Genomic DNA, 13,121 nt, shown 5'->3' with positions numbered 1-13,121 from the left:
GTGACACATGTGTACAATGAAGCAGCAGCACAGCGCCCTGTCAAGATTGGCTAACATATGTGTTCAGCGAACATAGCGTCGCCACGCCCATACCGGAAGACGAAGCGTGCGCTCACCGAAGCCGAGACCCGGCAACGAATCGTTGAAGCGACGGTCGAGCTCCACGAAACGCTCGGCCCCGCGAAGACGACCATCAAGGCCATCGCCGAACGCGCGGGCGTGCAGCGTGCCACGGTGTACAACCACTTCCCCGATCTCCAGGTGCTCTTCGAGGCGTGCAACGCCCACTACTACGAGCGGCATCCCATGCCCGACCCAACGTCGTGGGCCGGCATCGCCTCACCCAACGAGCGCTTTCGCGTCGCGGTGCGCGAACTGTATCGGTGGTACGAGGAAACGGAGGCGATGCTCTCGGCAGGCATCCGCGATATCGATGCTGTCCCGCCGGCGGCCCGCGAGGCGTTCTTCGGATACTTCCGCCACGTCGCTCGTTCACTAATGACGGGACGCCGCGAGCGAGGTCGTGCGCGCGTGCGCGCGGCGGCAGCCGTCGGCCACGCGATCTCGTTCGTGACATGGCACTCGCTCGTCCGGGAGGGATCGCTCACGAGCGAAGAGGCTGCCGATCTCATGGAGGCGATGGTCGGCGCGGCGGGATGACGGCTTCGTGAGCGAGCATCGTGACGATGGGCACAAGCACGGCTTCTGCGAATTGCCCTGGCCCATGCAATGCGCCTGAGCCGCCTAGTACTACAGCCGTTGATCGTGGCTGATTCGCTTTCCTGGTAAGGGATCTGAGATCGGCGTGGCTGTGTGACGCGAGGCGGCCGCCGCTTGCGATCTGGGAACGGGAACTGGGCGCGCTGATGCAACGGGTTGGAGGATGTTTCGCGCGGGTCGAGACCCGCCGGACGGCCAGGGACGCTGTCGACGGTCTGCTGGCAGACCTGCCGCGCAAGAACTGCTGGAGCCTGGCCGAGCATGCCGGCCATGGCTCCCCGGACCGGATACAGCACCTGATGGGCCGGGCGAGCTGGGACCACGAAACGGTCCGGGCCGAGGTTGCCGCCTACGCGGTGGAGAATCTGGCTGGTGGGGTGGAGCCGGATCTGGTGACGCTGGTGTTCGACGAGACCGGTGACGCCAAGAAGGGCCGGCGCACCGTGGGCGTGCAACGGCAGTACTCCGGCACCTGCGGGCGGATCGAGAACCGCCAGATCGCGGTGTTTGCCACGCTGGCCACTCCGGCCGGGCATCCGTTCGTCGATGTCGAGTTGTATCTGCCCCAGTGCTGGACATCGGATGCGGCTCGGCGTGCGGTGGCAGGGGTTCCGGCTGATGCGGAGTTTGCGACCAAGCCTCAACTGGCACTGCGAATGACCGACCGGGTACTGGCCGCTGGCGCCGGCGTGGGCTGGATCGCCGCCGACGAGGCATACGGCGACAACCCCGAGCTTCGGCACGCAGTGGAAGTACGTGGCCTGAACTACGTCATGGCCATCTCCTGCGACACCCAGATCCCCACGCCGGCAGGCAAGCTACGCGCCGACAGGTTCGTCGAACAGATCCCACGCAACGGCTGGCAGATCCTGTCCTCGGGCCACGGCAGCAAAGGCGAACGGCTCTACGCTTGGGCCTTCACCAGCATCAGCGACGGCGAGCCGACCCAGCACCGCTGGTTGCTGTTGCGGCGCAACCTGCACACCGGTGAGCTGGCCTACTTCCTCTGCCACGCCACCACCGCCGTTCCGCTCGCAACACTGGTGCGGGTGGCCGGGACCCGCTGGCGGGTCGAGGAGAACTTCCAAGCCGGCAAGGGCTGTGCCGGCCTGGACGAACACCAGGTCCGCACCTGGACCTCCTGGCACCGCTGGACCACCCTCGCCATGCTCGCCCACGCCTTCCTCGCCGTCACCGCCGCACGAGCCCGACAGCCAACCACCACCCACACCGCCACCACACCCAGCAACACCGAACACCAAACAGCGATGATTCCCCTTACCTGCAACGAGATCCGGCACCTCCGCGCAGCACTCACCCCCCATCCACGACCAGCTGCACATCGCCCGATGGAGCCGATTCCGCCGACGCCACCAACACCGAGCCAGACGCTGCCACTACCAAGCGCGAAAGGAACGCGATCACGATCTACGGCTGTAGTACTAGTCCGGTCCCCAGCAAATGACATTGCTCATGAACATCCGCTCATCGGCAGATTGGGCGTCGGGCGCGCGGATAATCGGTTGCCCGGTCGTAGGTACTCCTCGAGACTTCGGTTGCGTGGATGATGCTGCGCTTGAGGGGTTGCTGAGGAACGAGCGGTATCCGCGGGCTGGCGGGTATTCGGGTCGGTGGATGGTTGATGGGGCGATGGGGCCGAATCCTGTGTGGCAGGCGGAGGCGTTGACTGATTTCATGCCGCTCGAGCCTGGGATGCGGATACTCGATATGGGATGTGGCACTGCGCTGAGTTCGATCTTCCTGGCCAAGGAGTTCGGTGTTGAGGTGTGGGCTGCTGATTTGTGGGTCAAGCCCGACGAGAACTTGCGCCGCGTGGCCGAGGCAGACGCAGAAGACCAGGTTCACCCGATATACGCGGAAGCTCATGCGCTGCCGTTCGCCGAGGATTTCTTCGACGCGCTCATCAGTATTGGTGCCTACCACTACTTCGGCACCGACGACCTCTATCTCGGCTACTACTCACGCTTCGTGAAACGCGGCGGCCGGATTGGCATCGTTCAGCCCGGTCTCGCCGAGGAATACGAGACGCTTCCCCCGCCACACCTTGAGCCCTACTACTGGAAATGGGACTTCTGCGCCTGGCACAGCCCCGGCTGGTGGCGGCGGCACTGGGAGAAGACTGGCCTGGTCACCGTCGAGGTCGCTGATCGGCTGCCTGGCGGGTGGCGGGACTGGTTGCAGTGGAATGAAGTATGCGACAACGACCGTGGTACGCCGGGACGGGAAGAAGCTCAGATGGTTCACACCGACGGCGGCCGAACACTGGGCGTCACCCGAGTCATAGGTCGCCGCAACAGCTAGGCCCGGCGTGCGGCCTGAGGGTCGATCCCGCCTCTATGGTGGGTCGATGGGATCGGTCAAGCAGTTCCAGGTCACCTTCGACTGTGCTGAACCTGAGCGCGTCGCTCGTTTCTGGTGCGAGGTGCTGGGGTACGTCGTTCCGCCGCCACCGGACGGGTTTGCGACGTGGGGCGATTTCGACCGCACGCTGCCGCCTGAGCGTCAGGGGTCGAGGTTCGCATGCGTTGATCCCACAGGTGTGGGCCCTCGACTGTTCTTCCAGCGCGTTCCCGAAGGCAAGGTCGTCAAGAATCGCGTGCATCTCGACGTGCGGGTCGGCACCGGGCTGGTGGGTGAAGAGCGCCTGGCCGCACTCGAGGCCGAGTGCGCACGGCTGATCCCGCTCGGCGCCGTACGCGTGCGACTGCTGCGTGCCGATGGGGTCAACGAGTCGTGCCTCGTGATGCAGGACATCGAAGGCAACGAGTTCTGCCTCGACTGAATGAGGAGGGATGAGATGGCGCAGTACCTGATCTCGTTTGAGAAGGGGGCGATGGGCCATATCCCCGAGGGTGATTGGCCCGAGGTGGGCAAGGCCGGGCATGCGGTGGTCCGGGAGGCCAAGGATGCCGGTGTGTTCGTCTTCTCCGGTGGGCTGAGGTACGACGACGGCGACGTGGAGCATGCCGTGGTCGCGACTGACGGGGTGGTCACCGACGGTCCGTACCCGGAGAGCAAGGAGCTCATCGGTGGCGTCTTCATTGTCGACGTACCTACTAGGGAGGCGGCTCTGGAGTGGGCCGCGAAGGTCGCGGCCGCGTGCCGCTGTGCGCAAGACGTCCGCAAGTTCATCTACGACCCGGCCGGCTGAGTGCCACGGAGAATTTTGCGGCAAGCTGTCGGATCCGGGGCTCGGCGTTCGTAGCAGGGGTGTAAGGCGGCTGGAGGGATGCCGCCGGGACAAGGAGTGATGAGATGACGCTGTACCTGATCTCGTTCGAAGACGGTGCGATGGACTTCCCCGAGGAGGACCTGCCTCAGGTCGCCGAGGACGCCCACGCAGTGGTTCAGGAGGCCAAGGACGCCGGCGTGTTCGTCTTCAGCGGAGGGTTGGACTACCGCAAGAAGCACGCCGCTGTGGCCACCGACGGGATGATCATCGACGGCCCGTACCCGGAGAGCAAGGAGCTCATCGGCGGCATCTTCGTCGTCGACGTACCCACCTGGGAAGCGGCTCTGGAGTGGGCCGGAAAGGTCGCGGTCGCCTGCCGCTGTACGCAGGACGTCCGCGAGTTCTTCCCGTTCCGGCGGACTGATCTGGAGAGACCACGTTGACGCGGTAGCTGCTGTCACCCACCGAGTCTGTCGGCGGGCACTCGCTCGATGCGGGTCCAGCCCTTCCAGCCCCGTTCCTCCAGGATCGCCAGCACCCGCTCGGCGCCCGGTGCGGACTCGAGCATGGCCGCGTCCATCAGGTCGACGAACTGGTCGTCGAGGCCGTCGGCACCTGTCTCGCCGGCCTCTACAGCGCGAATCAACAGGCGCTCGGCGATGTCGGCGATCTCGACGATCCGCGGATCATCGGGCGACAGGTCGAGTGGCCCGGTGAGAAAGCCGTAGAGCTTCACCATGTCGGGGTTGTCCAGATCCTCGTGCTTCTTGGCGATCACGGCATCGATGAAGTGCGGCACCTCGGCGGCGACCATGATCCAGGCGTCCCGCTCCAGCTCGATGTACTGCTCCTGGACGCCGAGACCGCGGAGCCGGTCGAGGTAGCCGATGACGCTCTGCGGGAGCGCCAGGTGGTCTCCGGCAGCGAGCCTGGCCAGCCGTTTGCGGGTCTCCTGCAGCCGCCGAACCTCCGCGCGCAGTTTCTTGTCGATCTCCTGGACGCCGTCGGCGAACTCCTCCGGGCCGGCGTCCAGGAGCTCCTGCACCCGGTCCAGCGGTACGCCGGCATCCGCCAGGGTGCGAATCCGGATCAGCCGCACGACCGCGGCGGCGTTGTAGGTCCGGTACCCGGAGTCGTCGCGCTCGGGCTCCGGCAGCAGCCCGATCTGGTGGTAATGGCGTACCGCCCGCACCGTGACCCCCGCGTGCGCCGCCAGCCGGCTGATGGTGAGCATGGGTCTCAGCCTGCCTCAGGCGATCTTCCGGCGATAGGTGACCATCGCGAAGGCGTAGGCCACGACGAGGATGCCGACACACCAGGCGAGGGCGATCCAGATGTCGTCGCCGACCGGCTGCCCGGCGAACAGCTCCCGGATCGTGTTGACGATGGAGGTCACCGGCTGGTTCTCCGCGAACCAGCGCACCGGGCCGGGCATGGTCTGGGTGGGCACGAACGCCGAGCTGAGGAACGGCAGGAAGATGAGCGGGTAGGAGAACACGCTCGCGCCCTCGATCGACGCCGCGGAGAGGCCGGGGATCACGGCGATCCAGGTCAGCGCCAGCGTGAACAGCAGCAGGATGCCGGCGACGGAGAGCCAGGCCAGTACTCCGGCCCCCGATCGGAAGCCCATCAGCAGGGCGACGAGTACGACGATCACCAGCGAGATCATGTTGGCGACCAGCGAGGTCAGAACGTGGGCCCACAACACGCCTGACCGTGCGATCGGCATGGACTGGAACCGCTCGAAGATGCCGCTCTTCATGTCCAAGAAGAGCCGGAACGCGGTGTAGGAGATGCCCGAGGCGATCGTGATGAGCAGGATGCCGGGCAGCAGGTAGTCGACGTACTCGACCGGACCCGTGTCGATCGCCCCGCCGAACACGTAGACGAACATCAGCATCATGGCGATCGGCATGATCGCGGTCGTGATGATGGTGTCGAGGCTGCGGGTGACGTGGCGCAGGGTCCGTCCGGTCAGGACGGCGGTGTCGCCGAAGAAGTGCGTGGCCATGGTTGTCCCCCTACCTGGACTTGTCGTCGCCGACGACCGCGAAGAAGACGTCTTCGAGTGACGGCTGTTTCTCGACGTACTCGACCTTGGCGGGCGGCAGCAACTGCTTGAGCTCGGCGAGGGTGCCGGTCACGATGATCCGGCCCTGGTGGAGGATCGCGATCCGGTCGGCGAGCTGCTCGGCCTCCTCCAGATGCTGCGTGGTGAGCAGCACCGTCGTGCCGCGGTCGGCGAGACCCTTCACGGTGTCCCACACCTCGATGCGCGCCTCGGGGTCGAGCCCGGTCGTCGGCTCGTCCAGGAAGATCACCGGCGGATTCCCGATCAGGCTCATCGCGATGTCCAGGCGGCGGCGCATCCCACCCGAGTACGTCGACACCTTTCGCGCCCCCGCGTCGGTCAGGGAGAAACGCTTCAGCAGATCATCCGCGATCGCGCCCGGATCCTCGAGGTGGCGCAGTTTGGCGACGAGTACGAGGTTCTCCCGTCCACTGAGGATCTCGTCGACGGCGGCGAACTGACCGGTGAGGCTGAAGGACTCCCGCACCTGCGAGGGTTGCGTGGCGACGTCGAAACCGCTCACGGTGGCCGTCCCCGCATCGGCCTTCAGGAGCGTTGCCAGGATCCTCACCACCGTGGTCTTGCCCGCCCCGTTCGAGCCGAGCAGGGCGAAGATGCTGCCCCGCTCCACGTCGAAGTCCACGCCGCGCAGTACCTCGAGGTCGCCGTACGACTTCTCGAGACCCCGCACGCGAATCGCCGGACCGTCGGGCTCGCCGCCGATCGTTTCGATGAACATCGCCTGTCTCCTTTGTGCAGCCGGTCCGGTCACCGGCGATGTCACCAGGGTGCGGGGTTGACGCTGCGTCAAGGTCAAGCCGGCGTCGGCCAGGGCATCCGGACACGGCGGAACGCGGTGTCAGCGGGCGTGTCAGACAGGTGTCAGGGGCGTGTCACGGGGGGTAGGGATGGTTGGCGCATGACAAGTTCAGCGATTGCGGTTTCAGGGCTTCGGAAGGCCTATGGGGACAAGGTCGTGCTTGACGGCATCGATCTGGATGTTCCGGCGGGCACGATCTTTTCTCTGCTCGGTCCGAACGGTGCGGGTAAGACGACGACGGTGAACGTGCTGACCACGTTGATGAAGGCCGACGGCGGGGCGGTCAGCGTCGCCGGGCACGATGTGGCGACCGAGGCGAAGGCCGTGCGGGCGGCGATCGGGGTCACCGGTCAGTTCGCGGCGGTGGACGAGCTGTTGACGGGGCAGGAGAACCTGCAGTTGATGGTGGATCTGAACCGTGGCGCCGGCGACGGCCAGCGGCAGATCACCGAGTTGCTGGAACGGTTCGATCTGGTGGAGTCGGCGCAGAAGCAGGTCTCGACCTATTCCGGGGGTATGCGCCGGAAGCTGGACCTGGCGATGACGCTCGTCGGCAGCCCGAAGATCATCTTCCTGGACGAGCCGACGACCGGCCTGGACCCGCGCAGCCGCCGGACGATGTGGACGATCATCCGCGAGCTGGTGGCGGATGGGGTGACCATCTTCCTCACCACGCAGTACCTGGATGAAGCCGATCAGCTCGCCGACCGGATCGCCGTACTCGATCAGGGCCGATTGGTTGCCCAGGGCACCCCCGACGAGCTGAAACGCCAGCTCCCCGGGACGCATGTCCGGCTCCGCTTCGGCACCGTCGCCGAACTCGACGCGGCCGCGGGTCTCTTCGCCGACTCCACGCGGGACGACGAGGCACTGGCTCTGCGGGTTCCCAGCGACGGCGGCACGAAATCGCTGCGGGCCGTGCTCGACCGGCTCGACGAGCACGCACTCAGTGCCGAGGAGTTCTCGGTACACACACCCGACCTTGATGACGTTTTCCTCGCCCTGACGGGCCACACCACGGAGGTAGTCGCGAAATGAGCACCAAGTCCCCCTCAACGGTCATGCTGCGCCGCGACTTCAAGCACATCGCCCGGAACCCGACTTCGGTGTTCAACGCGGTGCTGATGCCGGTCGTGATGATGTTCATGTTCGTGTACCTGCTCGGAGACGCATTCAGCGTCGGAGTCGATTACGTCGACTACGCGACGCCGGGAATGCTGCTGCTGGCCGTGTGTTACGGACTGGGCGGTACGGCGACAGCCGTGAGCTCCGACATGACGAAGGGCATCATCAACCGGTTCAAAGTGATGGACGTCCCGCGCGGCGCGATCCTGAACGGCAAGGTCGTCGCCAGTGTGCTGACCAACCTGATCGCCATTGCGGCCGTCATCGGAGTGGCTTTCGCGCTGGGGTTCAGCCCGTCGGCGAGTCTCGTCGACTGGCTCGGCGTGATCGGCCTCGTCGTACTGCTCGGTGTCGCGTTGGGCTGGCTCACGGTCGCCCTCGGAATGGCGGCGAAGTCGGTGGAGACGGCGGGTATGGCCGCCGTACCGCTGGTCATGCTGCCGTTCTTCAGCAGCGCGATCGTGCCGGCGGACAAGATGGGGCCTGGCGTCCGGCAGTTCGCGGAGTACCAGCCGTTCACGCCGATCATCGAGACGCTGCGCGGGTTGCTCAACGGCGGAGCGTCCTCCAGTGACGCGATCCAGGCAGTCGCCTGGTGCGTCGGGATCGCTCTCGTCGGCTACCTGTGGGCGTCCTCCACGTTCAAGAAGCGGGCCTGACCAACCCACCCCGAGGAAGGAGAGTCGTCATGCCTACATTCGCCACGCCTGGGCCCATCAACGCGACCGTGGAGGTCGCCGGGGCCCAGGTGCGGGTCACCGCGAGCGACCGGACCGACACCGTGGTGCGGGTCGCACCCATCGACGCGTCGAACCGGTCGGACGTGAAGGTGGCCGACAAGACCAAGGTCGACTTCGCCGACGGTCAGCTGTCGGTCAAGACGACCGTCTCCGGGAGCAAGAACGGGTCGGTGGCGATCACCATCGACCTGCCCGCCGGCTCCGGCCTGGCTGCGTACCTGGCGCACTCGGCCGTACACGCCGACGGCTCGTTCGGCGAATGCCAGCTGCACCTGGCATCGGGTCGGGTCCAGGTGGATCGCATCGACGCGCTGCAGGCGAACATCTCGACCGGTGAGGTCGCGATCGACCACATCGCCGGACCTGCCAGCATCGACGGCGCCGCGTTCGCACTGCGGATCGGCGCCGTCGAGGGCACGGTCGGGCTCTCGAACTCGGGCGGGCAGGCCTGGATCGGCCACGCCTCGGCCGACCTCGATCTCGGCAGCGCCAGCTGCGACTTCGACATCGACCGCGCCGACGGCAGCGTCACCGCCTCAACCGCCAGCGGTGCCATCCGGATCGGCCGGATGACCAACGGTCAGGCGAAGCTGACGAACGGCTCGGGAGACATCGAGGTCGGCATCGCCGAGGGCACCCCTGCCTCCATCGACGTCAACAGCGAGCGCGGGGCCGTGCACAACTTCGTCTCCTCGCAGTCAGAGCCGGGCCCCTCCGACGCCAGGGTCTCGGTCTACGCCCGCACCCGCCACGGCGACATCACCCTGCAACGCGCCGCAAGCTGATCCTCAGGAGGCGAGCGTGGTCTCGACCAGGTCGGAGGAGGGTGTTTGCAGGCCTTCTCGGGTCACCTCGGCGAAACGAGCTTCGCCGAGGTGACGTCGGGCGTCCTGCTCGATCCTGGCCGCGTCCGGGCGGGAGCGAACAGGCAGTCCGCCGTCGCTTGCCGCGAGCAACCGCGCTGCCTGGTCGTACTGGTCGAGGCGAGCGGCCAGGTCCGCGATCCCGACGAGGATTCGGGCGATCATGGCCGGGGCTCCCGCCTCGGTCGCCGCCTGCCAGGCGGCCACGCGATGGGTACGGGACTCACGGAGGTCGTCCGCCAGGTAACCGAGCAGGTCATGGATCTCCGCCTGGATGACCGCCTGATCCGCGGCATCGCCCAGGACCGTGGTCGCGAGGCCGAGCTGACGGCGGGCCTCGGCGGCGTCACCGTCGAGGCGAGCGAGCTCCGCCTTGGCGAGCGCCAAGTTGGCCAGCGCGTACGGCCAGGTGACACCTTGGGCGCTCCGCTCGGCCGCGGCGATGGCGGCAGCGCTGGCGTCGCGATCGCCGTTGAGCCGGTACAGCAAGGCCTGCTGGGTCCGCACTTCGATGACATCCTCGACGGCGCCGAGCTCGGTGAGGACCGTGATCGTCTGTTCGAAGTACTCGCAGGCTTTGGCGAGTTCGCCCCGAAGGGCGAGTTGGCCGGCCAGCTCGGACAGGGCCAAGAACATCCCGAACCGTTCGCCGAGTGCCCGGAACTCCGCGAGCGCCAGCTCCAGCTCGGCCTCCGCGTCCTGGTCGCCTTGGCCGAACAGGCTCCGCATCTTGACGACCTGCCACCGGGCCATGGCGCGTACCCACGGGTCAACGCTGTCCAGCAGTGATTCGAACGCGGTCACTGCCTCCTCCGGTGCGCTCAGCAGGCGCTCCAGCGGGATCACGAAGGCCAGCAGCGGATTGTCGCTCTGACTTTGCTGACCGAACCGATAGGCCTTGTGGATCCATTCCGCGCCGAGGTGTTCGTCGCCCCGCCCGGAGGTCACGTAGAGCACCACCAGCCCGTACGTCATGGCCCGGACCTCGTCGGGCACCTCGCCCGGGAGGTTCGCGGCCGCGATCAGCAACTCGAGGCCTTCGGTACGGCGGCCGCCCAGCCACCAGTACCAGCCGGCTCCGGAAGCCAGCCGCATCGCAGCCTGTGCGTCACCGGCCGCGATCGCCCCGCGCAGCGCGGCACCGAGGTTGTCATGGTCGGCCTCGAGCGTGGCCAGCCACTCCAGCTGCTCGGCGCGGCGAAGATGTGGCTCCGCGGTCTCGGCCAACGCGGTGAAGTAGGCGAGGTGCGCCTGCCGGGCCTGGTCTGATTCGCCCGCCTCGGCGAGCCGATCCGCGGCGTACTCCTTGATCGTGGTGAGCATGCGATAACGCGGCGCCCGGTCACCCTCGGTGATCAGCAGCGACTTCTCGGCCAGCGAGGTGAGCAACTCCAGCACCTCGTCTGCCTCGACAACATCACCGACGCAGACCTGCTCGGCGGCCTCCTGACTCGCCCCGCCCGAGAACACCGACAGGCGGCGCAGCACCACCCGCTCGGCATCGGTGAGCAACTCCCAGCTCCAGTCGACCACCGCGCGCAGCGTCTTGTGTCGCGGCAACGCGGTCCGGCTCCCGCTGGTCAGCAAGCGGAACCGGTCATCGAGCCGGTTGGCGAGCTGCTCGAGGGTCATCGTGCGCAACCTGGCAGCGGCGAGCTCGATCGCCAGCGGCATCCCGTCCAGGGCCCGGCAGATCCGCACCATTGTCGACACGGTGTGTTCGTCGGTCCCGAGATCCTTGCGCACCGCCCCGGCCCGGTCCCGCAGCAACTGGACGGCCGGCGAGGCTGCGATCTCGGCAGGTCCGGCGTCCGTTGGCACGGCCAGCGGCTCGACCTGCCACAGCGCCTCACCGGTGATGCCGAGCGGTTCCCGGCTGGTCGCCAGGATCCGCAGCCGGCGGCATTCCCCGAGCACGCGATCGGCGAACCTCGCCACCGACTCGATCACATGCTCACAGTTGTCCAGGATCAGCAGCATCTCCCGATCGCGGATCGCGGCGATCAGCCCGTCCGTGGGGTCGTCGCCCGCTGACGAGCCGAGCAGAGCATCCCGGAGTCCGAGTCCGCTGAGTGCCGTCTGCGCGATGTCGGCGTCGGCGTCGATCGGGGCGAACTCGACCAGCCAGATGCCGTCCGGCAGGTCGCCGAGCATCGTCCGCGCGGTTTCTGTGGCCAGCCTGGTCTTCCCCGCGCCGCCCGGCCCGATCAGGGTGGTGAGCCGATGGACGGCGATGAGGTCGCGGACCGCGGCGACATCAGCGTCCTTGCCGACGAAGCTCGTGAGCGCGGCCCGCACGTTGGTCTTCCGGTTCTCCTCCCGCCGGCCCAACTCGCCCCGCAGCAACGCGACATGCAGGGCCGACAACTCCGGCGACGGGTCGACCCCCAGCGCATCGGCCAGGGCCTCCCTTGTCCGCTCGTACGCGAGCAACGCGTCGGTGTCGCGACCGGTCGCGGCCAGGGCACGGATCAGCGCAACGACAAGCCGTTCTCGCATCGGGTGTGCGGCCACCAAGTCGGTCAGTTCCGCGACCACCTCCGCAGCGTGGCCGAGGCTGACTTCCCCTTCGAACCGGTCCTCCATGGCAGTGAGGCGTAGCCCCTCGAGCCGGGTGACCGCCGCGTCGAACGCTTCGCTCTCCTGCAAGCCGACGTCCTGCATGGCCGCGCCTCGCCACAACGCGAGCGCCTCGCGCAGCCGCCGTACCCGCACTGCACCCTCTTCGTTGGCGGCCTGGCTGACGAGGCGTTCGAACCGTACGGCGTCGACAGCGTCGGGCTCCACCGTCAGCCGATAGCCGTTCGTCTGCCCTTCGACCGAACCTTCCGGCAGCGCCTTCCGCAGCCGGGAAACCAGGCGATGCAGGGCGTTCGCCGCTTCGGCAGGCGGGTTTTCACCCCAGATCCAGTCGACGAGGGTCGCCTTCGGGACTACGCGACCCGGTTCCAGCGCGAGGGCGATCAACAGCGCGCGCAACCGGGCGCCCGGTACGTCGGCCAGGGCGCCGGCGTCCGTTCGAACCTCGAATTGTCCAAGCATCCCGATCAGCACGCGGCTGATTTTGCCACGGGGGACGGGCCGGTCTTCGCGAGCATGTCTGTTCGGCCGTACGCCGTTCGTCGTACGGGTGAAGGTGACCAGCAAAGGAAGGTCTCTATGAGCTACGAACAGATGGCCGTGACCATCGCTCTGCCGATCGCGGACCGCAAGAGGTCCTACGCGTTCTATCAGGCGGGACTCGGATTCGCCGCACCTGGGGAGCCCGACGAAGACGGCGTACCCGAGCCTCTGCGGCTCACTCTCGGCGCCAACGTCCGGGTCATGCTGATCCCCAAAGGTGGCTTCGGCTGGGTTCTCAGTGAGCGCAAGCAGGCCAAGCCCGGCCAAAGCGAATGCATCCTCAGCCTCAACCTGCCCACCAGCGCCGACGTCGACGACCTGATCGCACGTGCCACAGCGGCGGGCGCCGAGATCATCCGCGAGCCAGGCGAGCAGCAATGGGGGTACGACGCAGCCTTCGCCGACCCAGACGGCCACGTCTGGCAGATCGCGGTGGCCGGCCAGTTCATGACCACCTGGCCCTAGC

13 protein-coding genes and 1 pseudogene are annotated in these 13,121 nt (G+C 67.1%); 10 read left to right on the top strand and 4 right to left on the bottom strand.

Features of this window, described 5'->3' with window-relative positions:
- Positions 1 to 57: 57 nt before the first annotated feature.
- The 6 genes and pseudogenes from V9K99_RS06215 (at position 58) to V9K99_RS06190 (ending at position 4,356) form a co-directional block, all read left to right on the top strand.
- Positions 58 to 660 carry a TetR/AcrR family transcriptional regulator gene (locus tag V9K99_RS06215; protein ID WP_337323368.1) on the top strand — a complete coding sequence of 201 codons (603 nt, stop codon included), beginning with the start codon at positions 58 to 60 and terminating at the stop codon, positions 658 to 660.
- A 206-nt stretch (positions 661 to 866) separates the two neighbouring features.
- Positions 867 to 2,160 (top strand): annotated as a pseudogene (locus V9K99_RS06210) (IS701 family transposase).
- 120 nt (positions 2,161 to 2,280) lie between these two features.
- Positions 2,281 to 3,042, top strand: a complete 762-nt coding sequence (locus V9K99_RS06205; RefSeq protein WP_337323369.1) for an SAM-dependent methyltransferase — start codon at positions 2,281 to 2,283, stop codon at positions 3,040 to 3,042.
- 46 nt (positions 3,043 to 3,088) lie between these two features.
- Complete coding sequence (locus V9K99_RS06200) at positions 3,089 to 3,523, top strand: VOC family protein (protein WP_337323370.1); 435 nt, start codon at positions 3,089 to 3,091, stop codon at positions 3,521 to 3,523.
- Positions 3,524 to 3,538: 15 nt separating this feature from the next.
- The gene (locus V9K99_RS06195; protein ID WP_337323371.1) at positions 3,539 to 3,892 is read left to right on the top strand and encodes a YciI family protein; all 354 of its coding nucleotides are present in this window, start codon (positions 3,539 to 3,541) and stop codon (positions 3,890 to 3,892) included.
- 104 nt (positions 3,893 to 3,996) lie between these two features.
- Complete coding sequence (locus V9K99_RS06190; RefSeq protein WP_337323372.1) at positions 3,997 to 4,356, top strand: YciI family protein; 360 nt, start codon at positions 3,997 to 3,999, stop codon at positions 4,354 to 4,356.
- 14 nt (positions 4,357 to 4,370) lie between these two features.
- Here the strand turns inward: V9K99_RS06190 and V9K99_RS06185 are convergent, their stop codons facing one another.
- From V9K99_RS06185 to V9K99_RS06175, 3 genes are read right to left on the bottom strand one after another with little or no spacing between them, the layout of a single operon-like run.
- Entirely contained in the window at positions 4,371 to 5,147 is a 777-nt protein-coding gene (locus V9K99_RS06185; protein ID WP_337323373.1) for a MerR family transcriptional regulator, read from the bottom strand.
- Between the two features lie 15 nt (positions 5,148 to 5,162).
- Positions 5,163 to 5,924, bottom strand: coding sequence for an ABC transporter permease (locus tag V9K99_RS06180; protein WP_337323374.1), 762 nt, complete (start codon positions 5,922 to 5,924; stop codon positions 5,163 to 5,165).
- Between the two features lie 10 nt (positions 5,925 to 5,934).
- Entirely contained in the window at positions 5,935 to 6,723 is a 789-nt protein-coding gene (locus V9K99_RS06175) for an ABC transporter ATP-binding protein (protein ID WP_337323375.1), read from the bottom strand.
- 180 nt (positions 6,724 to 6,903) lie between these two features.
- On the opposite strand from V9K99_RS06175, the gene V9K99_RS06170 reads away from it, so the two are divergent.
- Genes V9K99_RS06170 through V9K99_RS06160 form a run of 3 tightly spaced genes read left to right on the top strand, consistent with a single transcriptional unit; the run spans position 6,904 to position 9,454 of the window.
- Positions 6,904 to 7,842 (top strand): ATP-binding cassette domain-containing protein, encoded by a 939-nt coding sequence (locus V9K99_RS06170; RefSeq protein WP_337323376.1) that lies wholly within the window; start codon positions 6,904 to 6,906, stop codon positions 7,840 to 7,842.
- On the top strand, positions 7,839 to 8,588 hold the full coding sequence (locus V9K99_RS06165) for an ABC transporter permease (RefSeq protein ID WP_337323377.1): 750 nt from the start codon (positions 7,839 to 7,841) through the stop codon (positions 8,586 to 8,588). The genes V9K99_RS06170 and V9K99_RS06165 overlap by 4 nt, the downstream gene beginning before the upstream one ends.
- A 29-nt stretch (positions 8,589 to 8,617) precedes the next feature.
- A complete protein-coding gene (locus tag V9K99_RS06160; protein WP_337323378.1) occupies positions 8,618 to 9,454 on the top strand; it encodes a DUF4097 family beta strand repeat-containing protein in 837 nt (278 codons plus the stop codon).
- A gap of 3 nt (positions 9,455 to 9,457) precedes the next feature.
- On the opposite strand, the gene V9K99_RS06155 is transcribed toward V9K99_RS06160, so the two are convergent.
- Complete coding sequence (locus tag V9K99_RS06155; RefSeq protein WP_337336370.1) at positions 9,458 to 12,574, bottom strand: BTAD domain-containing putative transcriptional regulator; 3,117 nt, start codon at positions 12,572 to 12,574, stop codon at positions 9,458 to 9,460.
- A gap of 117 nt (positions 12,575 to 12,691) precedes the next feature.
- Here V9K99_RS06155 and V9K99_RS06150 point away from each other — a divergent pair, with 117 nt between their 5' ends.
- Complete coding sequence (locus V9K99_RS06150; RefSeq protein WP_337323380.1) at positions 12,692 to 13,120, top strand: VOC family protein; 429 nt, start codon at positions 12,692 to 12,694, stop codon at positions 13,118 to 13,120.
- Position 13,121: the final 1 nt, after the last annotated feature.

Origin of the sequence: Kribbella sp. CCNWLW201 (genome assembly GCF_037203805.1) — a bacterium.
GTDB lineage: Bacteria > Actinomycetota > Actinomycetes > Propionibacteriales > Kribbellaceae > Kribbella.
Note: the sequence above shows the minus strand (reverse complement) of the source record. Positions and strands in the feature narration are given on the sequence as shown.